General features: G+C 69.8%; 25 protein-coding genes and 7 pseudogenes. 16 read left to right on the top strand and 16 right to left on the bottom strand.

Features of this window, described 5'->3' with window-relative positions; all coding sequences use genetic code 11:
* The first annotated feature begins 8 nt into the window (after nucleotides 1-8).
* Together JYK04_RS06645 and JYK04_RS06640 are read left to right on the top strand one after the other, a co-directional pair.
* Entirely contained in the window at nucleotides 9-1142 is a 1134-nt protein-coding gene (locus JYK04_RS06645) for a hypothetical protein (protein ID WP_189733873.1), read from the top strand.
* Between the two features lie 149 nt (nucleotides 1143-1291).
* A complete protein-coding gene (locus JYK04_RS06640; protein ID WP_189733871.1) occupies nucleotides 1292-3463 on the top strand; it encodes an FUSC family protein in 2172 nt (723 codons plus the stop codon).
* A gap of 15 nt (nucleotides 3464-3478) precedes the next feature.
* Here the strand turns inward: JYK04_RS06640 and JYK04_RS06635 are convergent, their stop codons facing one another.
* Together JYK04_RS06635 and JYK04_RS06630 are read right to left on the bottom strand one after the other, a co-directional pair.
* On the bottom strand, nucleotides 3479-3973 hold the full coding sequence (locus JYK04_RS06635) for a phosphate-starvation-inducible PsiE family protein (protein ID WP_189733868.1): 495 nt from the start codon (nucleotides 3971-3973) through the stop codon (nucleotides 3479-3481).
* Nucleotides 3974-4184: 211 nt separating this feature from the next.
* Complete coding sequence (locus tag JYK04_RS06630) at nucleotides 4185-4808, bottom strand: helix-turn-helix transcriptional regulator (RefSeq protein WP_208809266.1); 624 nt, start codon at nucleotides 4806-4808, stop codon at nucleotides 4185-4187.
* Between the two features lie 1308 nt (nucleotides 4809-6116).
* Between JYK04_RS06630 and JYK04_RS06625 the strand changes: the two genes are divergently transcribed.
* Both JYK04_RS06625 and JYK04_RS41055 read left to right on the top strand, forming a co-directional pair.
* Nucleotides 6117-6572, top strand: a complete 456-nt coding sequence (locus tag JYK04_RS06625; RefSeq protein WP_189733863.1) for a hypothetical protein — start codon at nucleotides 6117-6119, stop codon at nucleotides 6570-6572.
* A 281-nt stretch (nucleotides 6573-6853) separates the two neighbouring features.
* A pseudogene (locus JYK04_RS41055) lies at nucleotides 6854-7015 on the top strand (pirin family protein); the annotation flags it as partial.
* A gap of 402 nt (nucleotides 7016-7417) precedes the next feature.
* Here JYK04_RS41055 and JYK04_RS06620 read toward each other — a convergent pair.
* The 4 genes and pseudogenes from JYK04_RS06620 to JYK04_RS06605 all read right to left on the bottom strand — a co-directional run.
* A pseudogene (locus tag JYK04_RS06620) lies at nucleotides 7418-8393 on the bottom strand (IS481 family transposase); the annotation flags it as partial.
* A gap of 58 nt (nucleotides 8394-8451) precedes the next feature.
* Nucleotides 8452-8814, bottom strand: a complete 363-nt coding sequence (locus JYK04_RS06615) for an Asp23/Gls24 family envelope stress response protein (RefSeq protein ID WP_189733861.1) — start codon at nucleotides 8812-8814, stop codon at nucleotides 8452-8454.
* Nucleotides 8811-9488 (bottom strand): Asp23/Gls24 family envelope stress response protein, encoded by a 678-nt coding sequence (locus JYK04_RS06610; RefSeq protein ID WP_189733858.1) that lies wholly within the window; start codon nucleotides 9486-9488, stop codon nucleotides 8811-8813. Before JYK04_RS06610 ends, JYK04_RS06615 begins: the two co-directional genes overlap by 4 nt.
* A complete protein-coding gene (locus JYK04_RS06605; protein ID WP_189733856.1) occupies nucleotides 9479-10120 on the bottom strand; it encodes an RNA polymerase sigma factor in 642 nt (213 codons plus the stop codon). Before JYK04_RS06605 ends, JYK04_RS06610 begins: the two co-directional genes overlap by 10 nt.
* Nucleotides 10121-10280: 160 nt before the next feature.
* On the opposite strand from JYK04_RS06605, the gene JYK04_RS06600 reads away from it, so the two are divergent.
* From JYK04_RS06600 to amaP, 5 genes are all read left to right on the top strand, one after another.
* Nucleotides 10281-10760 carry an Asp23/Gls24 family envelope stress response protein gene (locus tag JYK04_RS06600; RefSeq protein ID WP_189733854.1) on the top strand — a complete coding sequence of 160 codons (480 nt, stop codon included), beginning with the start codon at nucleotides 10281-10283 and terminating at the stop codon, nucleotides 10758-10760.
* A gap of 64 nt (nucleotides 10761-10824) precedes the next feature.
* A complete protein-coding gene (locus tag JYK04_RS06595; RefSeq protein ID WP_189733851.1) occupies nucleotides 10825-11004 on the top strand; it encodes a hypothetical protein in 180 nt (59 codons plus the stop codon).
* Between the two features lie 101 nt (nucleotides 11005-11105).
* Entirely contained in the window at nucleotides 11106-11405 is a 300-nt protein-coding gene (locus tag JYK04_RS06590) for a hypothetical protein (protein ID WP_229875027.1), read from the top strand.
* 35 nt (nucleotides 11406-11440) lie between these two features.
* Nucleotides 11441-12088, top strand: coding sequence for a DUF6286 domain-containing protein (locus JYK04_RS06585; RefSeq protein WP_229875026.1), 648 nt, complete (start codon nucleotides 11441-11443; stop codon nucleotides 12086-12088).
* Nucleotides 12089-12136: 48 nt separating this feature from the next.
* Nucleotides 12137-12739 carry an alkaline shock response membrane anchor protein AmaP gene (amaP, locus tag JYK04_RS06580; protein ID WP_189733846.1) on the top strand — a complete coding sequence of 201 codons (603 nt, stop codon included), beginning with the start codon at nucleotides 12137-12139 and terminating at the stop codon, nucleotides 12737-12739.
* 709 nt (nucleotides 12740-13448) lie between these two features.
* Here the strand turns inward: amaP and JYK04_RS06575 are convergent.
* Nucleotides 13449-13897: pseudogene (locus tag JYK04_RS06575) on the bottom strand (SRPBCC family protein).
* Between the two features lie 696 nt (nucleotides 13898-14593).
* Here JYK04_RS06575 and JYK04_RS06570 point away from each other — a divergent pair.
* Nucleotides 14594-15244 (top strand): annotated as a pseudogene (locus JYK04_RS06570) (HemK2/MTQ2 family protein methyltransferase); the annotation flags it as partial.
* Here JYK04_RS06570 and JYK04_RS06565 read toward each other — a convergent pair.
* The 3 genes from JYK04_RS06565 to JYK04_RS42360 all read right to left on the bottom strand — a co-directional run bounded on the left by JYK04_RS06565 (nucleotide 15241) and on the right by JYK04_RS42360 (nucleotide 16437).
* On the bottom strand, nucleotides 15241-15627 hold the full coding sequence (locus JYK04_RS06565) for a cofilin family protein (protein ID WP_229875025.1): 387 nt from the start codon (nucleotides 15625-15627) through the stop codon (nucleotides 15241-15243). The pseudogene JYK04_RS06570 and the gene JYK04_RS06565 overlap by 4 nt on opposite strands.
* A 261-nt stretch (nucleotides 15628-15888) precedes the next feature.
* Nucleotides 15889-16164, bottom strand: a complete 276-nt coding sequence (locus tag JYK04_RS06560) for an isoamylase early set domain-containing protein (RefSeq protein ID WP_189733844.1) — start codon at nucleotides 16162-16164, stop codon at nucleotides 15889-15891.
* A 126-nt stretch (nucleotides 16165-16290) separates the two neighbouring features.
* Nucleotides 16291-16437: a VOC family protein gene (locus JYK04_RS42360; RefSeq protein ID WP_373297367.1), complete on the bottom strand. Its 147-nt coding sequence runs from the start codon at nucleotides 16435-16437 to the stop codon at nucleotides 16291-16293.
* A gap of 525 nt (nucleotides 16438-16962) precedes the next feature.
* Here JYK04_RS42360 and JYK04_RS06555 point away from each other — a divergent pair.
* From JYK04_RS06555 to JYK04_RS06545, 3 genes are read left to right on the top strand one after another with little or no spacing between them, the layout of a single operon-like run.
* On the top strand, nucleotides 16963-17619 hold the full coding sequence (locus tag JYK04_RS06555) for a HemK2/MTQ2 family protein methyltransferase (protein WP_229875057.1): 657 nt from the start codon (nucleotides 16963-16965) through the stop codon (nucleotides 17617-17619).
* A complete protein-coding gene (locus JYK04_RS06550) occupies nucleotides 17603-17863 on the top strand; it encodes a CDGSH iron-sulfur domain-containing protein (RefSeq protein WP_189733840.1) in 261 nt (86 codons plus the stop codon). Before JYK04_RS06555 ends, JYK04_RS06550 begins: the two co-directional genes overlap by 17 nt.
* A complete protein-coding gene (locus JYK04_RS06545; RefSeq protein ID WP_189733837.1) occupies nucleotides 17860-18894 on the top strand; it encodes an iron-containing redox enzyme family protein in 1035 nt (344 codons plus the stop codon). The genes JYK04_RS06550 and JYK04_RS06545 overlap by 4 nt, the downstream gene beginning before the upstream one ends.
* A gap of 90 nt (nucleotides 18895-18984) precedes the next feature.
* On the opposite strand, the pseudogene JYK04_RS42355 reads toward JYK04_RS06545, so the two are convergent.
* The 3 genes and pseudogenes from JYK04_RS42355 to JYK04_RS42110 all read right to left on the bottom strand — a co-directional run.
* Nucleotides 18985-19350: pseudogene (locus JYK04_RS42355) on the bottom strand (STAS domain-containing protein); the annotation flags it as partial.
* A 9-nt stretch (nucleotides 19351-19359) separates the two neighbouring features.
* The gene (locus JYK04_RS06535; RefSeq protein ID WP_308444765.1) at nucleotides 19360-20736 is read right to left on the bottom strand and encodes a PP2C family protein-serine/threonine phosphatase; all 1377 of its coding nucleotides are present in this window, start codon (nucleotides 20734-20736) and stop codon (nucleotides 19360-19362) included.
* Between the two features lie 189 nt (nucleotides 20737-20925).
* The gene (locus JYK04_RS42110) at nucleotides 20926-21087 is read right to left on the bottom strand and encodes a GAF domain-containing protein (protein ID WP_308444764.1); all 162 of its coding nucleotides are present in this window, start codon (nucleotides 21085-21087) and stop codon (nucleotides 20926-20928) included.
* 576 nt (nucleotides 21088-21663) lie between these two features.
* Between JYK04_RS42110 and JYK04_RS06530 the strand changes: the two genes are divergently transcribed.
* Nucleotides 21664-22110: an SRPBCC family protein gene (locus JYK04_RS06530; protein WP_189733834.1), complete on the top strand. Its 447-nt coding sequence runs from the start codon at nucleotides 21664-21666 to the stop codon at nucleotides 22108-22110.
* A 50-nt stretch (nucleotides 22111-22160) separates the two neighbouring features.
* Here JYK04_RS06530 and JYK04_RS42105 read toward each other — a convergent pair.
* Nucleotides 22161-22315 (bottom strand): annotated as a pseudogene (locus JYK04_RS42105) (VOC family protein); the annotation flags it as partial.
* 54 nt (nucleotides 22316-22369) lie between these two features.
* Between JYK04_RS42105 and JYK04_RS42350 the strand changes: the two are divergent.
* Nucleotides 22370-22873: pseudogene (locus tag JYK04_RS42350) on the top strand (lycopene cyclase family protein); the annotation flags it as partial.
* A gap of 179 nt (nucleotides 22874-23052) precedes the next feature.
* Here the strand turns inward: JYK04_RS42350 and JYK04_RS06520 are convergent.
* Entirely contained in the window at nucleotides 23053-23349 is a 297-nt protein-coding gene (locus tag JYK04_RS06520) for a DUF2188 domain-containing protein (protein WP_189733831.1), read from the bottom strand.
* 600 nt (nucleotides 23350-23949) lie between these two features.
* On the opposite strand from JYK04_RS06520, the gene JYK04_RS06515 reads away from it, so the two are divergent.
* A complete protein-coding gene (locus JYK04_RS06515) occupies nucleotides 23950-24228 on the top strand; it encodes a hypothetical protein (RefSeq protein ID WP_229875024.1) in 279 nt (92 codons plus the stop codon).
* Between the two features lie 473 nt (nucleotides 24229-24701).
* Here JYK04_RS06515 and JYK04_RS41035 read toward each other — a convergent pair whose 3' ends face one another.
* The gene (locus JYK04_RS41035) at nucleotides 24702-24905 is read right to left on the bottom strand and encodes an STAS domain-containing protein (RefSeq protein ID WP_229875023.1); all 204 of its coding nucleotides are present in this window, start codon (nucleotides 24903-24905) and stop codon (nucleotides 24702-24704) included.
* Between the last annotated feature and the right edge of the window lie 48 nt (nucleotides 24906-24953).

The following is a 24953-nucleotide window of genomic DNA, read 5'->3' as shown; positions in this document are numbered from 1 at the left end:
GTCCGGTCGTGCGGGTGTCGTCGCAGGGCGTTACGGTCGTAGCTCTCCTGGCGGATCCGGACGCGCCCACGGACATCGCTCAGCGCATCGCCCGGATACTTCCTGATCGGCTCGCCGAAAAGGCGGGCCAGGGGCGTCGGTTCGACGTCAAGGTGGTCAGTGAGCCATTCACCTCAGGGTCCGAGGACCCGCCTACTTTGATGCGCCGGATCATGGACCGCGGAAGTGCGGAGAACTGGGACATCGTGGTGGCCCTCACCGACCTTCCGCTGCACTCACACGGGCGCAAGATCGTTGTCGATCTGAGCCACGAACACGGCTTGGCGCTGCTGTCCCTTCCTTCCCTGGGGGGCTTGCGGCTGCAGACGAGGGCTCGGCGGGCGGTGGAAGAAGCCGTGCTCGGCCTGGTGGGTCCGCAGGCCACCGGGGCTGAGGGGCTTCCGCCGAGTCAGCCGCTTCTGGGTCCTTTTGCCGGTCGGCTCGCGCCTATCCATCGGGGCCAGGTCGGTGACGAGGAGACTGCCGATCTTCGATACGTCGTCAGCGGGCCGCGCGGCTACCTGCGGGTGCTCGTCGGTATGGTCCGCGCCAACCGGCCCTGGCGGTTGGTATCGGGCTTGTCGAAAGCCCTGGCGGCCGCACTCGCCACGGGGGCCATCGGCACCCTGGACTCCACCACCTGGAGCCTCTCCGGGGCCCTGAGCGCGCCACGCCTCGTGATCGCCATGGTCGGGTCCGTCGGGCTCATGATCGGCTGGCTGATCGTGGACGGGGAGCTGTGGCATCGACCGACAGAGGGCTCGCCGGAGGCGAGGCAGAGGGCGCGGCTCTACAACACCTCAACGGTTCTCACCGTCGGTATCGGGGCGCTCGTCTGCTACGCGGGATTGATGGTCATCAACTTGGTGTGGGCGCTGTTCATCCTCAACGACCGAGTGTTCGCTTCCATGACAGGAACCCCGCTGCACGCCACGGAGTACTTGACGTTGTCCTGGTTCGTCGCTTCGGTCGCCACGGTGGCCGGCGCGCTGGGATCAGGTTTGGAGAGCGACGAGGCGATCCGCGCAGCCGCCTACTCCACGCGCGAAAAGGAACGTCGCCAGATGCTCCAAGGCGACCACGGTGACCAGCTGGTGACCTGAGTCGGAGATGCGTCGGTGATCGTTCGGTTCCGAAGACGTCGCCGGTCGATCGCCGCCCCCGAGGGCCACGAGGACTCCAGCCTCATGCTCAACGGACTCGTCGGCGTGCCCGCACGAGCCGGCACGAGGGTCGGGCTAGGCTCCTGCTCGTGACCTGGCTGCGGGCCCTACGGGAAGTCGTGCGATCCGGGCTCACGATCGAGGAGGCGCGACTGGAGCCCCTGCTCGCGCTGCGCACGGCTGTCGGGGTGGCGATCGTCATCGGGCCGGCGCTGTGGCTGGCCTCCCCGGCATACGCCGCGTCCGCCGCCCTCGGTGCCTACTCCGCGGGCGCAGCTACTTTCCAGCGCACCTGGCGTCCCCGCAAAGTGATCGCGCTCGGCGCGGGCGCCGGTCTGGCGCTCAGCACCTTCGTAGGCTATCTGGCGGCGGGCCGACTCGCGATGTTCCTCCCACTGCTGGCCGTATGGGCCTTTGCCGCAGGGATGGCGTGGGCCGTCGGATCGACCGCCGGGATCGTCGCAGCGACGACGGTCGGCAGCATGCTGGTGACCGTCACCCTGCCCACGAGCGTCGGGCGGGCTCTGGAGCACGCCGGGATCATCGCGCTCGGGGGCGTGGCGCAGGCCCTGCTGATCCTGCTGTTCCCGATCCGCCGTTGGGGGGCGCATCGTGACGCGCTCGCCGACGCCCTGGCCGCCGTGGCGGACTACGCCCGCCGGCTGCGGCACGACCCGACCGCCCCGTTCGACCCGGAACCGTTGATGACGGCGCGGGACGCGGCCGCCGTGACGCCGTCGCAGGCCCGCACCCGTCCCTCCGTACTGCACGGTCCCCGGGGGCTCGCCGAGCGCATTCGGCCCGTCGTCGCCGCACTCGCCGATCCGGACGTCGGCGCCCCGGCGGAGGGGCCCGGGCGTGACCGAGCAAGGGAGTTGCTCGACGCGGCCGCCGAGGTCCTGGATGCGGCCGCCCGTTCGATCCGCCGCGGCACTCCCGCCGAGGTCTCGCCCGGAAGCACGGACGCCCTGTGCGTCGACGAGGAGCACGAGGTGCTCGAGGGCCCCGCGCGGCAGGCCGCCGAGCGGCTCGTGGAACTGCTCGGCGAGGCCTTGGAGATCGCCCGGTGCGGCACGCGCGGGAGGACACCCACGCCGCTCAACCCCGCGGACGCCCAGTTGCTGGTGCGTCCGACGATGTTCCGGCTGGTCCCGGTCGTGGCCCGGGCGGTCCGACGTGAGCTCCGCCGGGACTCACCCGTGTTCCGGCACGCCGTCCGCCTGGCGGCGGTGGCCACGCTCGGCTACCTGATCGCCGCCCGGCTACCAGTGGGCCACGGCTACTGGGCGCCCATCACCTCGGTGATGGTGATGCGGCCGGACTTCCACCAGACGTACGCGCGGGCGGTGGCCCGTTTCGCCGGGACCCTGGCGGGGGTCGCGCTCGCCACCGGGATGGTGCGGGCCCTGGGCCCGGACGCCCATGTGTTCGGCCTGCTGGCGGTGGTCTCGGCGGGCCTGTCGTACACGCTGAACCGTACCGGCTACGCATACTCCCAGTGCTTCACTGCCGCATACGTCGTCTTCCTGCTCGGCATGGGCGGCCAGGCATGGGAGCAGACGGTCCCGGAGAGGGTGGTGCTCACCCTGCTCGGCGGGGCCCTGGCCATGCTGGCGTACGTGGTGTTCCCCGCATGGGAGACGCCCCGGCTGCCGGACCGGCTTGCGGACTGGCTCGCCGCGGACGGCCGTTACGCGGCCGCGGTGCTCCGCAGCTACGCCGAACCGACCCGGGAACATCACGCCGACCTGCGCAAGGCACTCCTGGCGAGCAGGGAGGCACGTGCCGCCTGGCAGGAGACATACGACCGGGCGAGGCAGGAACCGGTCCGCCCCAGGGGCCTGACGTCGCGCGAGGCGGAGGAGGCGCAGGAGGCGCTCAAGGGGTTCGACCGGGCGGCGATGCTCATGGAGAGCCACGTCCCGCGGGCCGACAGCCGTCCCGTCCCCGAGGCGGAGCGGTTTGCCGAGGCCCTGGAGGCGGACACCGCGCAGGCGGCGGTCGACGTGCTTGAGCACAGGAATATGGACTGGGGGCGCGTGGAGGAGGCGCTCCACGCGTGGCAGGACGCCCCTGTGGACCGGAGCCCCGTGGTGCGGCGCGGGGCGGAACTGCAGAAGCGAGCCTTGGAGGACCTTGCGACGGCCGTCAGCCGTACAGCCTTGGAACGCGACATGGGCTCTGCTCGCGAGCAGCAGCGGACGCGAACGGCCTTGGCTGCGGAAGATGACGAATCAGCACAACCGCACCGGGGTGGGTGACAGCTTCCGCGACGGTCAGTGTCGCGCCTCCGGGGGTGTGAAGTAGTCTCCCGGCCGTGTCGAGCGCCGCCACACGTACACTGCTGTCGCCATGACGAGGATCAGCCCCGCCAGGCTGAGCAGTTCGATCCCTTCGACTTGCCACCGGAAGGACTTCTCCGCCTCGGCCGTCACGATGAGCACCTTGCGGACGCCGGCGATCAGGCCGACGACGAGGAACGGCTCCGCGTCGAGGGTCTGGTTCCTGATGGTGAGGCGGACGGTGTGGAGCAGCTCGGCCACGATGAAGAGCACCAGGCTGCTGTCCAATGCGGAGAGAACGATCGTCTCCTCACGGTACGGCCCCTGGATCGACTTGATGACGTCCTGGACGACCCCGACGGTCAGGAGCCCCGCGAGCAGTACGAGGAGCGCCGCAACGACGAGGTGAATGCCGTCCTCGACGAGCTGTAGGAGGCTCTGTATGCGGCCGCCCTCGTTCTTCGGGAGAATGGATCGCACAGTTCCCATGCTAGGGGCGCGGCGGTCCGCAGGCGCGGCGTGCTGCCGAACGCGCGGACGAGTGGATCCCGCACTGTTGGGGGCGTGCTGGCCGCGCCCCGGCTTCGCCAGGTCCGGATGCAATGACTGGCGTAATCGCGGAGACCATCGCCGGGCGATTCTTGGCGGAAGCGGACGTCCTGAGCGGCCAGTCACCCCCCGACCGGCGGGCGCCGCCGGGTCACAGGGCGCCGTGCCGGAAAGCGTAGGCCACCGCCTGGGTGCGGTTGCGCAGGCCCAGCCGACCCGTCACCCCGCTGATCACCTGCTTGATCGTACGCTCGGAGTAGTTCAGCCGGCGCCCGATGTCCGCGGTGTCCAGGCCCTCCGCGAGCAGCCGCAGCACCTCCACCTCCCTGATCCCCAGCCCCGAGAACGTAAGCCCGGCGGGTTCCAGCACGCTGCTACGCAGACCGAGCACCTGGTCGATGAGTGCTCCTTGGATCCCAGACGGCAGCACGGCGTTGCCCCGGGCCGTCTCCCGGACGGCCTCGGCCACCGCATCGAATCCCGCTGCGGTGCGTGCCACCACGCTGCGCAGACCGTATTGCACGGCGGGCAGGACATACCGGTCGGGGACCTCGCCCGTCACCAGCACTGCCCCGGCTCCCGGATCGTGCGCGTCGGCGGCCAGCGAACGCAGGAGATCCAAGGTGGCGCCGGTGAACCGGTCAGCGAAGACGAGGTGCACATCGGCCCGGTGCCGCTCTGCAGCGGGCAGGGGCCGCAGCCCGGCGTAGTCGCGCAGCCGCGCCCGCGCACCCTCTGCCGTCAAGGCGTCCTCGGCGGTCACCAACACGCCCACCGGCCCGCACCGGGGGCTGCCGTGCCGGGAACCGCCGGGTGCGGACCTGCGGCTGCGCGGAGGTGCTACCGCTCCTACCCTGTCGGCGGGAACGGATGAGGTGGCCGGAGCCGGGACGGGGAGGGTGAGGAGCACGGGGGTGCACCGCCGATCTGGTGTTCGGGCCGACGGCCGGAACCGGGGCCCGCGGGAGGGGTTGTTGCGGCCGCGGCCGGTCTGCGCGGCGAACCACCACAGCCGCCGCCGAGGTCTCTCCCACCCTGCCCTGGAACGCCTGGCATCGGCTTGGCATCCGCTTGGCGTCGGCCTGTCGCGACGGGAACTGCCCCGTCCGAACATGTGGTTCCCGTCTGCGCCCGACTCTGCCCGAACGGACGCGGGAAGTCGTTCGATCAGGCCGCCGCATGCTGCACCGGGCCGGAATCGAGTATTCCGTCGGATGGAATGGGACGACCGGTGGCCGACCCTGCGGCAACCCGCCCGGAACACCACTTCGAGGAGACACCACCATGGCACTCGCCTGCGGCCACGACGCCCCCGCCTACGGCCTCCCGGTCTGCGAGCACATCCGGACCGCGACCGACGAGGTCGACTTCTCCATCCACTACACCGGGCACGGCCTCGAGCATCAGCGGATATGCGCCCTGTGCCGCGAAGAAGCCCAACACGGCCGGCCGGTCACCACCGGCCGCATCTGTGAGGACTGTTCGGACACCTCGTACGGGAGCGTGGTCGACTCCGTCGGGCGCCCTGAGACCATCGATGCCTCCCGCCCCGTCCCGGGCGCCGGACCCCTGGTCCCGTTCCCCGCGGACACGGGTACGGTCCTGGACCTCGCTCCAACCGAGCGGGGACTGCTGCTGCTCGCGGCCGACGGGCGGATCCTGCTGTGGGACGCCGAGGCGGGCTCCTGCACGCACCTGGCCACCACCGGCGTCAGCGTGCCGGCCGATGCGGAGCCGTGGAACGGGCACGACAAGGCCCTGCGGCTGCACGCCTCCCGCAACGGCCGGTTCGCCGCCGTCGCCGTCGACTTCGGCCGCACCGGCGAGGTGATCGACCTGACCACCGGAGCGGTCACCGCGGTCCTGGAGAACGACGGGTACCACAGCGAGACCGTCCCCTACTCCCTCCTGTTCACCGAGCACGCCGGCCGCGACGTCGTCCTGCACCGCACCCGGTGGAACCGGATCGCGGGCACGGACCCGGCGACCGGCGAGCCGGTCCTCCTGATGCCGGAGTCCGAGAAGGAGGCCGCCTGGGCGCACAGCTTCCACGGCGCGCTCCACCTCAGCCCGGGCGGCACCCGTGTTCGCCGACGGGGAGTCCGCCTGGCACGGCGAGCAGCCCGCCGTCGAATTCCGGCGGCTGCCTCCTTGCGAGTACCACTGGAACCGGCCCATGGTCTGGCTGGACGAGGCGCGGATCGTCCTCGGCGGGCTCGGAGACGACGACGAGGCAGTGGTCCCCGGCGCCCGCGTCTTCGACGTCACCCGCATGGTCGACCTCGGCGTCCACGGCTCGGGGCCCGACGAGACGGCGACGTTCGGAGGCCCGGAAGGCCGGTTCTTCGCCGCCGACGGCCTGCTGTACTCGGCAGGCGGACCCGGCCTGGAGATCTGGGACCCCACCTCCGGCGCCCGCATCGGTTCCGTCCCCGGCTTCCACCCCACCCACCACGACACCGTCCGCCGCGAACTCGTACAGCTCACCGCGGACGGCGTCCGCCGCCGCCCGACGACCGAAAGCCTGCCCACCGGCTGAAGGACGGAGGCCTGTGTGCTGCGCGGACAGCCACCACTCCTGTCAGAGGGTTGCAGTCTGCCGCTGTTCAGGCGGGAGCTTGATCCGTGACTGGTCCGGAGACGGAGGCTGAGAGACCGAATCGACTACCTCGGGTAATTGTGGGGAGTCGTAACCACGTCGGGCGAGATGCCGAGCAACTCCTGGTCAGGCCCGTGGCCGTGGTGCCCTGATGCTGACTTTTGCTGACTTTGAGGGACGCGTAACGCTCTGACCTGCGGAAACGTGGAGCGATCCAATGGTTCTGGAACTGGATCGGACGGTCCCAAGCGGATGTCGCAGGCTTCCGCGAGGACTGGAGGAACGGCACCCGCTATGGCGAGGTGAAGGGCTATGACGGCGCTCCGATTTCTGCCCCGGCACTCCCCCCAACTCGCTTGAAGCCCAGGGGTAGAACGCGCTGAACAGCGCTGATGTTATCAATGGTGCGGGTTGCACGGGGCGGCTCGCATCGTTCCGCTTCCAAGGGCCCGGCGGGAGTCGACATGTTCTCTGTAGCGACATTTTGATCTTGATGTCGAGTCTCATGTGGATCAGGGTGTGGTCAGGTCTAGTCGAACGAATGCTGACTCTACTGACGAGTAGTTAGGTATCGGGGGGAGGGGTCGGGGCCTACCGCCGAGCAGTGGAACGTCACGCCGAACGGGTGTGGCGCGGGCAGCTTGGAGGGCCGTGGACAGCTTCAGGTGAGCTCTCCTCCCGAGCTGTGGCCTGCTGTCGTCCTGTCGTGGACGCCGCCGCACGATGTTGTGGACGGTAAACAATGCGTGGTGTCCCAGCTGTGCATCTGCCGGAGCTTGGTTACACCTGGGTCGGGGTCTTCTGCTTAGGCGTTCGTAGGGCGTCTGACCGCCGAGGGCGCCGGGGGGCGATGGTAGTTGTAGTAGTCCTCCCACTCGCGGAGCTTGTCGTTGAAGACGCCGGTGTCATCGATGGCGACGCCGTCGAGCATGCGGTAGAACTCCTCGGCGTCGATGCGGTGGGAGCGCTCGACCTTGCCGTTGAGGTGTGGTGATGCCGGTTTGATGTAGGTGTGGGCGATGCCTTTGTCGAGGACGTTCCAGTGGAAGGCGGACTGGAACTCTGCTCCGTTGTCGGTCTGGATTACCTCGACGCGGAACGGCAGGCGCTCCAGGACGTAGTCGAGGAACTGCACGGCGGTCTTCTGATCGCATCGCGGGTAGATCCGGAGCACTCGCAGCCGGGTGCAGTCGTCGATGGCGATGATGGTAGTACTTCGCTCGGCGCCGCCGCTTCGGCGGGATACCGGTCACTGGCGCCGCCCGGGGCCTGCTCCGGGAGGCCGATCGGTTCGATGAATTTGACGTCGATCTGAACGCGTTTGCCGGGCAGCTGCTTCTCGTAGCGGGTGTAGCGCTTGTCGTGCCGCTTGTAGCGCTGGGAGGCCGGCAGGCGGTTCATCCCCAGCTTCTTGAGGATGCGGTAGACGGCGGAGCAGGCGATGTCGATGTCGTGGTACCGCTTGAGGTACATCTTGATCTTCATCGGGCCGAAGTGGTAGTGCCGCCGCAGGTAGCAGATCTTGTTGACGACGTCGGCCTCGGTGGCGTGGGGGCAGTGGTGAGGCTTGCTGGAGCGATCCCGCAGGCCCTCGAGGCCCTCGTCCTGGTACCGGCGTAGCCACTTGTAGAAGCAGGTGCGGCTGATGCCGTAGTAGCGGCAGGTCAGCGCGACGTTCCCGGTGAATTCCTCGACGTGGCGCAGGACCGCCAGGCGATGCCGGGCCTGACGGTCCTGCTGCTGTTGCAGCGAAGGGGGCATGGCAGATCGCCATAGTGCTCGGAGACCCGAGTGTCAACAACGTCCGGCAGTTTTATACCTAGAGCGTGCGGGTAACGGTGACCACGACGGTGACGCGGTCGGATGGGCATTGCTGGGACAGGTAGGCCAAGACGGCGTTGCGCACGTCGTCGCGTACCTGCCTGGCCACGTCGACGACGCGCTGGTCGGCGTGCAGGATGCAGCGGACCTCCACGAACCATCGGTCGCTCGGGGTGTGTTCGCAGCGGATGCCAGCTGCCTCTGGGTGGGGGGCGGCTCCTGCGGTCAGGGCCTGGTGTGCGCGAGATGCTGCCAGAGCCAGTCGGTCGGCGAGCGCGGGCTGGAGTGCTGCCACGCCTGGTACGCCGGAGGCCGCTTCGGCTGCCACGCGCTGGATGTCAACGCGGTGGGAGACGGTCATCGGTCGCTCATCTCCGACCGCGCGCCCGGCACTCGGGACGGCTCCAGCACGGCGTTGACATTTACATCGACGGTGGTGACGGCGAGGCCGAGGACGTGCTCCGCTGCGTGCAGGACAGCTTGGCGCACGGCTTCGGCCTGTTCTCGCAATGGCTTGTCGAGCTTGGCGGCGACCGTGATGGCGACGATATGGGCGATGTGGCCGCTCTTCGAGGGGGACAGCCGACAGCTGGCAGTACGGGTTCCGGGAACTGTGTCGGCGGCTCGGCGGAGCACTTTGGCGGCGGCGCTCTCGGCGATGCGTAGGTCGCGACCGGGGTCGTTAAGCATCAGTAGTGCGCCCAGCCTTACCTCCGCGCGGACCGCATTGATGACTCGGTCGGCGAGGCTGCGGGTGTCGGGGTGTTCCGCGGTGCGCAGGGCGCGGGTGGCCCGGTCCAGGGCTGCCAGCCCTTCGATGGCCTTGCGGCAACAGGGGCATCGGATGCTGGACGGATCGGCCGTACCGGCAGGTGCGCGTGCCTGCTCCCAGGCGTGGCCAAGGGGGCATCCGCAGGGCAGGAGCTCCGCGCCGGCAAGCCGCTCGGTGTCGCCGGGCAGAGGTGGTGTGGCGCGCGTGGCGCACGCGCTTTCGGGCTGTTCGTCAGAGTGCGGGTACCGGCCGTTCAGCGCCATGGGCGCATCGCCTCCATCAGAGCGCGTCGGGCGCGGGAGAGTCGGCCGCGCACCGTCTGTTCGCTGGCGCCCAGGACGTGGGCGATCTCGTTGTAGTGCAGGCCGTGAAGTTCCCGCAGGACCCAGCAGGCACGAAGTTCAGGGCGCAGTTCCATCAGGGCCTCTACGAGGGCGGTGGTCGCTGCGTCGGTTTCAGCTACTCGCGGCGGTGAACTGCGGGGGTCGGCGGCCGTAGGTTCCGCGACGGTGTCCAGCGGTACCGGGCGGGGGCGGCGCAGGACGTTGAGGCAGCGGTTGGTCACGATGCGGTACATCCAGGTGCCGAAGGAAGCGCCGTGGCGGAATTCCGGCAGCTGTCTCCATGCGCTGAGGAAGGCTTCTTGAACCGCGTCTTCGGCGTCCGCACGGTTTCCGAGCAGATGCTGGGCGAGGGCGAGCAGGTGGCTGCTGTGTCGGTTGACCAGGATGGCGAAGGCGTCGTCGTCGTCTTCGCGAGCCCGTACTGCCAGCACGCTGTCGTCCAGGTCGCTGAGAGCGTCCTCGGCCGTAGCGTCGAGGGCCGGGACCGGCGGGGGCGGTCGTATGGGCAGGTCGGTGCGGGGCGCAAGATAGGGGCTGGTCTGGTTGCGCATCCGTCGCTCGCTTCCTGCCGCCGGATCGCGGCCCGAGCTATGCCCTTTATCGATGGTACGGCTGTGGATGTGCGAGCGGGGGTGAGGATTGTCCGCGCGGTGTGTCCAAAGGATGAGGGCGTCGCACCGGCGTCTGGATCAACATTCTGGGGAGGTCCTCATGTCGGACATCATCAACCCCACCGCTGGAGGGAATGCGCCACGCTCTGCGGGCAAGGAGCTCACAGGTCAGGCCGGCGCAGACGCCGCGCCCGAGACGCGCGGCCGGACGACGATCGCCGACAGCGTGGTCGAAAAGATCGCAGGAATGGCCGCCCGTGAGGTGCCGGGCATCCACAGCCTCGGCTCCGGTATGTCCCGCACGCTCGGTGCGGTCACGGACAAAGTCCCCGGCGGCCGCCCCAACGTGTCCCGCGGGGTGAAAGTCGAGGTGGGCGAGCGGCAGGCCGCCGTCGATCTTGACGTGGTCGTGGAGTACGGCGTCCCCATCGCGGACCTCGCCGCCGAGGTCCGTACCAGCGTCATCACCGCCGTCGAGCGTATGACCGGTCTGGAAGTCGTCGAAGTGAACATTGCCGTCGACGATGTCCACCTTCCCGACGAGGAGGACGACGAGGAGGACGGAGGCCGCGTGCAGTGACTTTCGAATCCTGCACGCGACCGGGCCGAGAAGAGAAGAAGCGATCTGAAATCAGGTGAGTGATATGAACGCAGCAACCGTGGGTCTGCTGACCGGCATGGCCCTGGGCTTCGCCGCATTTTTCGGCGGATTCTGGGCGTTCCTGCTCGTCGCATTCCTGGGTCTGGTGGGCCTGATCATCGGCCGTATGGCGCAGGGTGACCTCGACCTGTCCGACTTCACCCGCTCCCGGGACCGGCAGTGACAGCGCAACGCGCCGCCGCCAGATCAGAGGCAGCCGCCCCCACCCGGGCAGCGCCCCTACCGCCCGCTGAACGCGGCGCCACAGTCATTCCGGAAAAGGTGGTGGCCCGTATTGCGGCCCGCGCGGCGAAGGAGGCGCTGGCCGACAGCACGGACACCTCGGGCGCGGCCGCGCAGCTTGCCGCCCCCCATGCCTCGGCGACCGTCGCCGGCGGCTCAGCCCGGCTGGGGCTCAACGCGGAGCTGCCCTATCCGTCAGACCTCGTCCTGGCCTCCCGCCACGTGCAGCACTACGTCAGCGAGCGGGTAGCCCACCTAACCGGGATGCGCGTCACTGAAGTCACCCTCGCCATCGAGCGCCTCGTTCCCGCCGACGGCTCGCAACGCCGACGCGTGCAGTGAACCGGAGCGCATCGCGACCGGGAAGGAGAGGTGGCATGGAACGCGACCAAGACGCACCAGCGCAGACAAAGAGCCCCCCGGCGGCAGACGAGGCCACGTCGCGCACCGCGGTGCCGCTGCCCCAGAAGCCTCCACCTGAGCCCCGTCCGGCTGCGCGCCCGTGGTCCGCGCGCCGGATACCCGCCGCGATCACAGCACTGATCATCGGGGCGGCGGCCGGCCTTCTCCTGTTCGACGTCATCAGGGTTCGCGCGGGCAGCCCAGCCGCACCGTGGCGCCGGCGCCTGGCCGACGAACTGGCCACCCGCCCGCTGGACGACACCTTTGTCCAAACGGGCGCAGCTGTCATCGCCGCCCTCGGACTCTGGTTGATCATCCTGGCTCTGACCCCCGGCCTGCGTCGCCAGCTGCCCCTGCAGACACCCGGCGCGCGAATGTACGCCGTGCTGGACCGCACGGCTGCGGAACTCCGTCTGCGGGATGCCGCGATGCATGTTCCGGGCGTCAGCGCCGCCAAGGTCAAGTCCTCTCAACACCGCGTAGCAGTCCACGCGGATGTCCGCTTCCGCGCCCCGGCCGATGTCAAGGCCGATCTGCAGGCCGCCCTGGAGGAGCAGCTCGACCGGCTTGCCCTGGCCCGCCCTCCGCGGCTCGACGTCCGGGTACGCCCCCGCCGCAAGTAGCCCCGCCCGGTTGCCCCCCGCCGGAAGAGGCAGGAAAAGGGGATCTCGATGAAGAGGAAGTCCGTAATCAACCGAACCCTGCTGGCCGTAGTGGGCATCATCCTGCTCGGTGGGGGCCTGCTGATCCTGGCGGGCGGCTTCACCCTCTACCGGCGCTGGCGCATGACACCACCCGACGGCTGGCCCATGACCGTGCCCGCCCACGTCCTCCTCGGCGAGGCAGACCGCACGCGCTGGACCGGCGAAGGATGGTGGTGGCCCGCGGCCATTGCGGTCCTGGCGATCGTCGTCCTGTTGGCCCTGTGGTGGCTGCTCGCGCAACTGCGCCGCTCCCGCCCCGGCCCCTTGACAGTGGGAGAAACGCCGACCGTCGACGGGGTGGAACTGCGCGAGGAGGCGCTCAGCGATGCCCTCGCAGCGGACGCTCGCCGGCTGTCTGGTGTCAGCCAGGCTCGCGCACGCATGACCGGCTCCTCCCACCGTCCCGAGGTAGACCTCGACATCACCCTCAGCCCCGCCGCCGAGCCCGGCGCCGTTCTCCAGGAGCTGTACGACGGTCCACTGGAACGTGCACGGCAATCAACGGGCCGTGACCTCAACGCCCGTGCGCACCTGAGGGCGACCCCGCACAAAGCCCGCCGCGCAGACTAGGGCCACTACCTCTGCACCCCGGCGTACGGCATCTGGCCGGCCCGCACATGAAGCGGCCTGATAGCGGCATCACCCCTGGGCTTGAGTTCCAGCAGTCGTCGCAACACCCCAGTCCAGAGGGATGCTCGATGGAGTTCGAGATGAGCGGGGACCGGACAAGGCCCCGCAGGGCCGGAAGAAGCTTGCCCGGGAGCAGGCCGCGTACTTTCCGCTCATGGACCAGGGCTACTGCAACCCGGTCGTCGGGATCGACGTCCGGACTGGCAAGAAGTGGCGCAACGGGTATCGCTCACGCGGCCAGGGCCGCAGACCGCTGCCTCTGGCAAGGAAAGCAACGGTGGTACGTCATCGAGGCGATGATGCCCATGAGGCGGAGAAGCGGTGCAGCGGTGCCCCCTCCGCGCCGCAGGTCGGGCCCGACGCTGCCTTACTGGCCGGGCACCTGGCATGAGCGGCACCCTGGACTCATGGACAGTGTGCCCATCGTTGTGCACCAGCCGTCCCCGACCGGCGGACGCCGGGTGACCATGCGCCGTCAGGACCGCGAGCAGGTCCTTGGTACGGCCTACTCCGATCACGACCTGGTGGTCTCCTCGAGGCGGCGGGGGTGGTCTCGCCGACCAACGTCCTCGACGATCCGCAGCTGGTGCAGTGGAGTGGCGCAGGCCCGCACGAATGGCACGCCGCCTGAGCGGATCATGCAGCGGGGTCAGACCTCACCGCGCCAGGCGCCGCTCTCGGTACCGCGCTCCTCGACGAACTTCTTGAACCGCTGGAGGTCACCGGTGACCTGGCGGTCGATGAAGCCGAACTTGTCGGCGATGGTCTCTGCCGGCCCGGCGGGGTCGAAAGCCAACCGCAAGGTCACCTCGGTGGGAGTCGGGTCGATGGGGTGGAAGGTAACAACGCCCGACCGCACGGTCTCTCCGCCCACGCTGACCCATGCGATCCGCTCGGCAGGGACCTGTTCGGTGATCTCGGCATCGAACTCCCGGTCCACCCCACCGATCTTGGTCCCGCAGTGGGTGAGGGTCTCGTCGACCTGCTCGACGCGCCGCACACCGTCCATGAACAACGGGAACGTCTCGAACTGAGTCCACTGGTCATAGGCGGTCCGGAGGGGACGTCGACCTCGATGGATTCCTTGACCTCGGACACGGCAGGGCTTACTTCCTGCAGGGGCCGCACTGCGGCCCGCTCATCTGGGACGGGTGGATGTTTGCCCGCCGGGGCGCGCCTACCTGACCGCCGAACCCGCGAACCCCTCGGACGGCTGCTCTAATCGGCGACCCGGAGCCCCGCTCACGGCTCCCAGGTGTGGGTGGTGAGTTCCTCGATCACCTTGTCCCGCGATCGCCCGCTTCTCGGCGTGGTCGCTGTCGCAGGCCTTCTCGAACTGCTACCAGCGCCTCCTTTGCGTCGCCGTACCGGGCGGCGCAGCCGGCCGCCCCGACGCCGTGCACCCGGTCCTTCCACGCGTAGCTCATCAGGGAGGAACGTTTCGTTTGGCCCGGAAAGGCGACGTACCTACGCCATACGCCGACCAGGCCCCGTGCCTCCCAGGTGGGCGTCGGCACCAACTGGCTGAGCAGCATCGGCACAGCGCCGTGAGGACGCTTGGGGAGCAGGCAGGGCGCGCGGCCGGAATCGCCACCCGTGAGATCGCGTTTCGCTGGATTTCCGTCTGATCCTCCGAAGATCGCCAGGTTTCTGGATGGGGTGCGGAGCCGGGGGCAGTCGCACATGCGGGGGTGGCTAGGCAGCTTGCTCGGGGCGTCTGTTTCTGGAGGTGCGTAGTGACCTGTACGGCTCTGAGCTTGGGAACGTCCACCACGGGCCTGGTCGCTCTCGCGGGGTGTCTACCGCCCACAAGCGGACACCTGGTTCCTCGCCGAGGCGCTCAGCCGCGAGCGCCTCGGTCCCCAGACGAAAATGCTGGAGATCGGTACGGGCACCGGCGTGCTGGCCCTCCTGGGCGCGAGCAGGGGTGCCAGGGCACTGCAGTCGACGTCTCCTGGCGGGCCGTGGCCACGGCTCGCCTGAATGCGCTACGCCGGCGGCTGCCCCTGAGACTCGCCCACGGAGACTTTGCCGCTGCCCGCACCGCCGGGCGATCATTCGACCTGATCATCGCGAATCCGCCGTACGTTCCCGCCCCGGCCAAAGGTCTGCCGTCGGGTGGGCCCGAGCGAGCGTGGGACGCAGGCCCCGACGGGCGGGCGATCATCGACCGGATCTGCGAAAGCGCCACGACACGGCTGCGGCCGGGCGGCGTCCTCCTCATGGTGCACATCGGGGATGTGCAGGGCCAACGCCACCGTCGACCGGCTCTCCCGCTCGGGACTGGCCGCCGAGGTGACGGCGAGCGTCTCTGTCCCGTGGGGCCCCGTGCTCCGCTCGCGCCGGGCCTGGTCGGAGCGGCAGGGCCTGGCGGCCGAAGCCCAGGAATGGGAAGAGCTGGTGACTATCCACGCCAGCCATGTCAAGAACGCCGGCCTCGGCTAATCGGCCAGAGGGGGCCCCGCCATCGACGGCGCCACCCGCTGCGCACAGAGAGCGGCAGCGGGAGGGTGCTCAGCCGGCCAGGGCAAGTAGTCGAGCTGGTCTGCCCGCCTGGCGGTGAGGTGGACGTGAACGTCGGCAAGGAACTCCTTCAGGGCCGTGAAACCGTCCGTGTAGGCCTCCTCCAGCTCACGGGCGTCCGGCGGCAGCCAGAAGATCAGGAGCTGCGCGTGCCTTCGCGTGCCGTCCGGGCTGGCGAAGGACAGCTCGTGGACGACCAGCCGCGGCTCATCCACGGGCAGGGCCTGGACCAGCTCCTCGTGGGTCAGGTTTCCCTCGACCTCCGGAACCAGAAGACCCGGGACGTCAGCGTAGCGAAGGGTCACCGTGTTGATATCCCGCTTCTCCCTCAGATGGTGCAGGGCGGCAAGGGAACATCCGAAAGACCGGTTGGGCTGCTCACAGGGGACCCGCCTCGGTGCTGGTCAGGACCTGGGAATCACGGGGCGACAGTCGCCGGGGACCAGCCGAGCGAGAGGAGGCGTCCACTGTCCCGCCGCTGGCGCAGTGACGAGAGTGCCAGCGCCCAGGAGGGCCGTGAACCGGGTCGGCGGGAGTGGCTCGGGCGGATTCCGGGAGGCCGCTGGTCAGGTGTGGATGCGGCTGTTGGTGCCGTCGTGGCTGTCGGCCTGTTCGTCGTCGAACCAGTGGCCGCCGGCCGCGAGGTAGCGGAAGGAGTGTGCGCTGTGGGCGGGGAGGGCGACGGTTGCGGCGCGGGTGCCGTCCCCGCGGGGCTCCAGGGGGTGGGCGGCGGGGTTCCAGTGGTTGAAGTCTCCGACGACGCTGACGGGCCCGTCCGGCGTGTGGTCGGGGAGGATGAAGGTGACCTGGGTACGGTCCTTGAGCTGCTTGCGTTCGAGCACGGAAATGACTCCAGCCACGATGAAGGGGAACCGGCCCGTCCATCCTCGTGCTGCCGTGGGCGTAGCGCGGCGGTACAAGGCCGTAAGCCGGGCGGAGCTCACCCGGGTGGCCGCAAGCCGCCAGGCCTACGGACGCCGCTGCGGGCGTCCCACGGGCATCGGTGCCGAGGCTACCCGTCCGGCCTTGAACCACTCGCCGAGCCGGGTCCGTCGGAACGTCCAGCCCAGCACAGCACCGTAGAACCGCTGAGCGGAATTGAGGTCCCCGGTCATCAGACTCACCCAACAAGGTGCGCCGAGGGCTTCGTGGTTTGACGTGGACACAGTTACGGGCCGCCCGCCTCATCCTGCTGCTCGCCTCGTACGGGACCTTCCCACCGTAGCCCGGTCGGAGGGTTCAGGCGGTGAGGTGGGACGCGTTCCCTCCGGCGAACACCTTCCTCACGCACCAGCCTGCCAAGCCATCCCATGCCCATTTCGAAAACGATTCGCATTCGATGCGCCACCTTGACTACCTGTAATCGGGAATCAAGGAGCAAATCTGCCCCTCTCGCGTACCCGGCAGTTCGCGTCCCAATCTTGAATTCTTAATCATTCTCCCGTCGGTTGGTCCAGGCCGGCGTAGGAAGTGAGGAATGGAGGCGCCAATTTGGTCTGATCCTCCGAAGACCGACGCTCTTTGGGATGGGGCGCACTGGTCAGGGCAGGCGCAGTACGTCGTCAATCGCAGTGACTCGCTCTGCGAGCCGCGGCGAAACCGGAGGTACGGTGCCCAGTACTGCTCTTTCCTTGACCACGCTGCCCGGCGGCCTGGTGGCCCTGCCGGGCGTTTACCAGCCGCAGGCGGACACCAGGCTGCTCGCTGCGGCCCTCGCCCATGAGGACCTCAGGCCCCGCACCGAGGTCCTGGAGATCGGTACGGGCACCGGCGCCCTGGCGCTGCACGCCGCGACCAGGGGCGCCCGGGTTACAGCGGTCGACGTGTCCTGGCCTGCGGTGACCACGGCCCGGCTGAACGCCTGGCTTCACCGTCTTCCGCTGCGTGTCCTGCACGGGGATTTCGAGGCTCGCATCGCGGGACGGCGCTTCGACGTGGTCTTCTCGAACCCTCCGTACGTCCCCGCCCCGGACAACCGACTGCCGTCGCGCGGGCCGGAACGGGCCTGGGACGCCGGACTCGACGGGCGCGCGGTCATCGACCGGATCTGCGCGGGCGCCCCGGCCCTGTTGCGGCCAGGCGGCATCCTGCTCATGGTGCACTCGGGGATGTGCGGTGCCGAGAAGACCCTCGACCGGCTGGCGGGGGCAGGGCTGGCCGCTGTAGTCACGGCGTCGGCATCCGTGCCGTGGGGCCCCGTCCTGCGGTCGCGACGATCCTGGCTCGAACGGCAGGGCCTGGCGGCCGAAGCCGCGGAACGCGAAGAGCTGGTGGTCATCCGTGCCCAGCGCCCCTGACCCCGCCCGGTGCCCTGTCTCCGTCACCGCGGACCCCCGCCGGGTGACCGTCGAACCGCAGGGCCCGGCGCTGGTCGAGGGACCCGTCGAGGTCGTCCTGGACGACGGGACGGTGGCCCGGTCCGACCGCTTCATGGTCGCGGTGTGCACCTGCCGCCGCAGTCGCACGTACCCCTGGTGCGACACCAGCCACCGCCGTCGTGAGCGGGGCGGCCCGCCTCCCGAGGACAGGAACCCCCGATGACCCCTCCCAGCCTGAGACTGAGCACAGCGGCGTCGGCCGCCGGCCCCCGTCTGGTCGAAGGGCGGGGGGAGCTGTCCCGCGCCGTGACCGAGGCCCTGCGATCCGGCAGCCCGCCGGCGTACGCCACGGGTTCCGTACTCAAGGCGGACCCCTGGGGCGAGGACCTCCAGCTCGCCCTCTACCTGCTCTACGAGCTGCACTACCGCGGCTTCGACGGCGTGGACGACGAGCGCGAATGGGACCCGGAGCTACTGCGGCTGCGCCAGTCGCTGGAGACCCGCGTCCTGCACGCCCTGCGCACGGAGCTGCCCGACCCGCCCCGAACGGTCGAGGAAGCCTTCGCCCCGCTCCTCGTAGAGCCCGTGGACCTCTCCGGCAGTCTCAGTCACCACCTGGAAACCGAGGGCGAGCTCTGGCAGTTGCGCGAGTACGCGGCCCTGCGCTCCCTCTACCACCTCAAGGAGGCCGACCCGCACGCCTGGGTGATCCCGCGGCTCACCGGGCGGGCCAAGGCCGCGATGGTGGCCATCGAGTACGACGAGTTCGGCGCCGGCCGCGCCGACCGCATCCACGCACGGCTCTTCGCGGACCTCATGGCCGACCTGGAACTGGATCCCGCGTACGGCCGCTACCTGGACCGCGCGCCGGCGCCGTTGCTCGCGACCGTGAACCTGATGTCCCTCTTCGGGCTCCACCGGGCCCTGCGCGGCGCGCTCGTCGGTCACTTTGCCTGCGTCGAGGTCACCTCGTCGCCCGGCTCCAGGCGCCTGGCCAGGGCGATGCGGCGCTGCGGAGCAGGCCGCGCGGCCGAACACTTCTACGCGGAGCACGTCGAAGCCGACGCCGTCCACGAACAGGTGGTGCGCCACGAGGTCATCGGAGGTCTTCTGGCGGACGAACCGGACCTGGCGGGGGACATCGCGTTCGGCTGCGCGGCGACCGTCCTGGTCGAGGACCGGCTCGCGGCCCACATCCGCGGGGCCTGGGAACGGGGCCACAGCGCCTTGCGTACGGCCCTGCCGGAGCACTGAGGCCGGGCAGGGGCGGCGCGTCGGGCTCAGGCGCGGCGCGCCGCTTCGACGTCGGGCGATGCGCCGGACCCCCGCTGCGCCGCTGATTTCCAGCAGTCGGCGCAGCTGAGGCGGGAGGGGGCCCGCCACCGTGAACAGGGGGAGCCGTTGATGGGCCTGGACGAGGAGCCGGAGCAGACCGGAGTCGGCGTACGCGACCCCCGAGACGTCGATGATCGTCCGAACAGCCGGGGCGGCCTGCGCCTCGGCGAGGGCCCTGCGGAATGGTGCCGCTGTCCCGCTGTCGAACTCCCCGGCGAGGACGAGGACGAGGACGAGAGCACCGTCCCTGTCGTCGGGCAGCTTCGTCACGCCAGTCGCACTGAGCGTGCCCGCCAGCCAGGAACCGTACGTGAGTCGGGGTCCGCGCCGAGGGCGCCTGACGCGGGCGCATCGGAAGGCGAACGGAAACCGCATAGTGCACCACTATCGTCGAGGGCTGAGGAGATCTGAGAAGCGGCCTGGGTGACCGGTATGGGTGGCGGCCGTCGTGTGAACCGACAGCGAAGCGGAAAACGCCGCTCCCGCAGTCTCAGCACGCTGAGACTGCGGGATTGAGGGGGTTCGCACGGCAAGAAGGACGACGTCGTCCTCAGGTGCGGGGTCCGTGAGCAGGTTGCTGATCCGGCGGAGCACCTCGTCCAGGGGGCGATTCCCGTGCCGGGCGAGCAGGGCGACGAGTTGGGTGACGGCGGCGTCCATGTCGTGGCCGCGTCGTTCGACGAGCCCGTCGGTGTAGAGCAGGAGCGTCGAGCCTGGCGAGAGCCGGCGTCGGTGCTCCGTGCGGTTGTAAGGACCGAGTGATCGGTGAATGAGTATGTCGTGCTCCACCAGTTGGATCACATGCCCGTCGGGAGTGCGGATCAGGGGCGGCGGGTGGCCGGCGTTGGACCAGGTCAGCGTCCAGTCGGGGCTGTCGTCGGAGGGGTCGAGGCGTGCGTGGACCAGCGTGCTGCCGGCCTCGATGGGCAGGACCGAGCACGCCGCGTCGAGGGCGGTCAGCGCGGTGGCGGGGCCGTACGGCGGGTGGTCGAGGGTGGCCTGCCGCAGCATGCTGCGGACCTGGCCCATGATCGTGGCCGCGCGCATGTCATGGCCCGTGATGTCGCCCACCGTGACGATGAGCGCCAAGGTCTCACCGTCGGAGGCGGGCGCACGGGGCAGGTGATAGGCGTCGTACCAGTCCCCGCCGATCATGTGGTCGTCCGCGGCCGGCTGGTACAGGGCGCTGATCTCGACGTGGTCGGTGAGGGGGAGGTCGGTGAGCATGGCGGCCTGGAGCTCCCGGGCGACGGAGATCCGCTCGTCCAGGTACAGGGCGCGTTCCACCGCCTGAGCGATGTAGCCGGACGCGGCGGTGAGGGTGGCGCGCTCCGTGACGCCCACCTCGTGCCGCTTGTCCCAGCAGATCGCCAGGACGCCCAGCAGGGCGCGACTGCCCCAGAGCGGCAGGCACAGCACCGTGGTGAAACCCATGCGGTCGAAGAAGCGAACCGCCTCGGGGCCGTAGCCGGCGACGAGCGCATCACGGTCGGGAACGAAGACCGCCCTCCGCTCCCTCATGGCCCGGGTGCTCGGGAACGCCGCGTCCACGGGCAGCGTGAGAACCTCCCGTTCCACCGAGTTCTCGATATCCGGGTCGGCAACCCGGTGCAGTTCGTCCTTGTCAGCGACCAGCAGACCAACGTACGAGGGCTTCCCGACGCCGACGAACAGGTCCCGCACTCGTCGCCGAACGTCCTCCAACCCCGACGTCTGGGCGAGCTCCTCCGAGGCCCTCAGCAGCAGCTCGGCGTGGTCCAATCCAGCCTGGGCTTGTTGTTCCAGACGCTGCGCATCGCTTCTGGCATGCTCGGCGGCGGCCCGCGCGGTCTCCAGCACCTGCTGCGCGGACCGGCTCTTCGCCGACAGGACGCGCAGACGCAGCTCGGCGGAGCATGCCGCGGCCAGATCCTCCAGGTCGGACAGCTCGCCTGGCTCCCAGGCCCGCGCTTAGTGGTCGATCGCACACAGAGAGCCCACGACGAGCCCGTCGGTGTCGGTCAGAGGCATTCCCGCGTACGCGATGACCCCGAGGTCCGTGACGGCCGGATGGGTGCGGAGCCGCTCGTCGGCGCGGGCGTCCGGCACCACCAGCGGCTGCCCGGAGGCCACCACGTACCGGCAGAGCGAATGAGACAGCGGCAGCGCGCGGCTCCGCCCAGGGCTCCAGTAGACCGATCAGTCCGGGCAGGATCTGCCTGTTCTGCTCGACCAGCGAAACGAAGGCCACCGGCGCGTGGAGCAGTCGGGAAACCAGCCGGGCGAACCGGTCCATCCCGGCATCGGAGGCAGCCGTCAGTCCGGCCCACTGCGATGCCCCCTGCTGGGCGGCGCTGCCCGCGTCAGCCTCCGTTTCCCGGCCCTGCTCAGGCATGTGCCCTCCGGTCCTGCTCGTCCCGAGGCCCTCAACGGCATCGTAGGACAGCTGCGGGTTGCCGGTCGCGTCATGCCAGCGCTGGCAAGCGCGGAGGAGGTGCTCGCGGGCCGACTGTCGGCCGCTCGGACGGGTAGACGCGAGGCAGTGGGAGTGAGTCGGAAGCGGCCCGCTCCAGGCCGTTCGGCGAAGGGCTTCCGTATGTGTGCCTTGGTGACCGTGCCGATACGCGGCCTCGACCCGGTACAGGCCGGCCTGCCGAAGGCGAGCCGCCGGATGACGGTGGGCGTCCGTTCCACGGAGAAGGGCTCCTCATGGCCGTTCGAAATCAGCTGATTCACCGCTCGCCGTCGGCCGTCTGGACGGTACTCGCCGATCCGAACCGCTACGGAGAGTGGGTGGTGGGGCCCTCTGAGTCGACGCCACTTGATCAGGCCTGGCCCGCGGTCGGCTCCCGGCTCCTCTACACCGTGCGACTGGGCCCTTGGTCGACCGAAGGGGTGACCACAGTCCGACACCAGGAGCCAGGCAGTGAGCTTGAACTGGAGGCGTCGTTCAAGGCTTTGGGTACGGCGAGGATCTTCCTGCAGCTCCGGCCGTGGGGCGAGGAGACGCTGGTCGTGTGCGACGAGCACCCCCTGCGCGGCTTGGGCGGAGCTCTTCACAACCCCGCCGTCGAGGCCCTGCTCCAGCTCCGGCACAGAGGGATGCTGGCCCGCTTGGCCCGGATCGTGGAGCAGCACGAGGTCCGGTACGCCTGATGGCGTGACGATCGGCGCGAGCCCGCCTGAATCGCGTGGAGCCATGGTCGGGCGGGCTCCCGCAGTTCGACCCGATACCCTCAGGGTCGGTGACCCAGCCGAAGCGACCGACACCCTCCCTGTCATGCGCTGCGTCGACCACGTCGGCTCCTCGGCGCAATGGCGCGAGCATCGCGTCCGGGTCGCGGACCCGGAAAATGAGCATGAAACGCTCACTAAACCAGCCGGTGGCTAGACCGACATCCGTCATCTTGCATGGGTGGCCGCCGCGTCGCTCGGAGCCGGGGCGCCTTACTACGTCCGTCGGGCTGTCCGGAGCGCAAGCGAGACGCCGGCGCGTGGCGGGAGGCCGGGGTTGGGCTGGGACGCTGATGTGGCCGTGGTAGGTGCGGGGGCTGCCGGGCTGTCCCTGGCGGTCGAGCTCGCCAAGCCGCTCCCCGGGAACGGGAGAAGGCCGGCACCGCGCGTGGTCGTGGTCGAGGCCCCGCCCGGGCCGCTGCGTTGGCCCGCCCGGACCTGGTGCTACTGGGAGGCGGACGTCGGGCCGTACGACGGGCTGCTGGCGGCGAGTTGGAACCAGCTGCGCGTTTATGCCGCGGACGGCGCGGTGATCGATCGACCGCTGGGACGTCTGAGGTACAAGATGCTGAGGTCCGACCGGTTCGAGGCGGCCATGGCAGAGCGGCTCGACGCGTACGGGGTCGACGTGCGGCGGACGACGGTGGAGTCGGCGCAGGACGCCGGCGCAGCGGCAGTGGTCTGCGGCCGTGACGCGTCGGGGGCACGGTCTGTGCTCCGGTCGTCGGGGTTGGTCTCGACTCGAGGCCTCTGCGGCAGCTACCCGCCGCCCGGCCCGCGCTGCTCCAGCGCTTCCTGGGGTGGTTCGTGCGCACGGCCGAGCCGGCCTTCGATCCCGGCGTGGCGATCCTTATGGACCCGGCTTCAGTAGAGGCCTCCGCGTTCCCCTGCCTTGCGGCCACGCTCGTCGGGGGATGCCCCAGGAGCGTCGCCGTAGGTGTACGCGGTGCGGATGTGACCGTCGCGGGCGTGGACCATGATCTGCGCGGGCTCGTGTTCCTTGGCGTGTCGGCGGGCTGCGTCGATCGCGTCCTTCTGGGTGCGGTGCGGTTCGTGCAACAGCCGACGGCCTTCTCTGCCCTCGACCTGCCACTTCACGCCTGCGGCGGCCGCCCGGTCACCGGACGGTGAGACGTGGTAGACGGTCATTCTCGCTGCCATGGTCCTTCTCCTCGCCCATCAGGCGCGCTCAGGGGTGGTCTCTGCCTGTCCGCGAGCGCACATAGGCCGGACTGTGCGGCGGGGCACCATCCGCACGGCCCTGGCCTGCAGGGAATATTCCCGTCCGCTCTCCTGATAACACCAGCTCGGAGGCGGCCGATGCCGAGAATCTTGGAATGCTGGGGCTGCCGTCCACGGAGGCGTCTCGCCCGCGTCTTCGCCGATCTCGGCGGCCTCCGGTACCGATGCTGGACGTGCGGCCCTGTGGACAGAGTCCGGCGCTGATGGGGGAGGGCTTTCCCCTTGCGGTCCATGACTTTGGCTCCTACTTGGCCACGTTGATGCGATGCCGGTCACGGCCGCCGCTGTTCAGGTTGGTGTGGAAGCGTCAGCGAGCCTCGCACCCGTCCGGGGGAACGCCGCGCCAGGACGGGGAGCCCCGAGGGCCCTCTCGCCCCAGGCGGAAGGAGAGCGCATTGATCACCACGGACGTTCAGTGCCACGGCACGGTCCTGGTCAGCGTCACCGGGGCACTCGACGGGGACGCGGGCGCGGAGCTTCAGCGGGGGCTGGACCGCCACCTCCGGTGAGCGGGACCTCGTGGTCGACCTGCACGGCGCGATGTCCATGGACGCCGACGGCCTGCTCCATCTCCTGGCCCTGTACCGGCGGGCGGAGAGCCTGGGCCTGCGTGTCCTGGTCGTCGGCTGGCAGCCCCAGCCCCAGCAGTTCATGGCCGATGTCGCCGGCATTCGCGGCCGCAGCTCGGCCACCGGCGAGCGGTACGCCGTGGCGGGCTTTCGCCGGCTGATCGAGGAGCGGGCGCAGCGCGCACGTGACCTCTCGGATTTCGGTGCCGGATGGCTGTCCGGCGTCTAGCAAGGCCCCAGTCCGTCCCTCACACAGACGGTTCCCACTTCTCAGGGCCAGCGTCTCTCCACTCCACGAAGTCGGGGTCGGTGAGGTCCAGGTTCTCGGCGTTCTCGAGGCCGGCCGCGGCGCGGAAGGCGGGTGTCGGATAGCCGGTGGGCGACCCCGATGGCGGTGCCGTCATAGCGGACCCGGCGCCAGCCCATCGCGTCCGGCGGGTAGACGATCAGTGGCGGCCATGCGCCCAGCCTCCGTCCCGTCCGCGCGCGCGGACGGGCCCCGTCGGCGCCCGAACGGGTGAGGTCCTGCGGAGGCAGGCGCGTGCGGTGGAGTCCTCGCCCGTCAGCCGGCCTCGCGGTCCGGCAGGGGCGTGGCGCTGGTCGCGGCTTGGACCGTGGGGTGGACGTGGAGGACGGCGTCGGTGCCGGTCATCTCCAGGAGGCGTTGCAGCTGGTGCGGGGGTGCCGCGATACGGAGCTCCGTCAGGGAATGGGCCTGAGGAGAAGGTTGAGGAAGGCGGAGTCGGCGAATGTGACGCCGCTGACGTCCAGGACGACCACGGGGTGGGCGTGGGCCGCGGCCAGAAGGGATTCTGCGAGTGGGGCGCTGATGTCGAGGTCCATGTCCCCTTGGGCGACGACCACAGCAGGTTGCGGGTGTGCGGGCGGTTGAGCGTCGGCGTCCATGCGGTCAGCATGCCCCGTAGCCGCCGAATGGCCAAGGACGCAGTGTCG

The sequence above is a fragment of the Streptomyces nojiriensis genome (assembly GCF_017639205.1).
In the GTDB taxonomy this organism is placed as follows: Bacteria; Actinomycetota; Actinomycetes; order Streptomycetales; family Streptomycetaceae; genus Streptomyces; species Streptomyces nojiriensis.
Note: the sequence above shows the minus strand (reverse complement) of the source record. Positions and strands in the feature narration are given on the sequence as shown.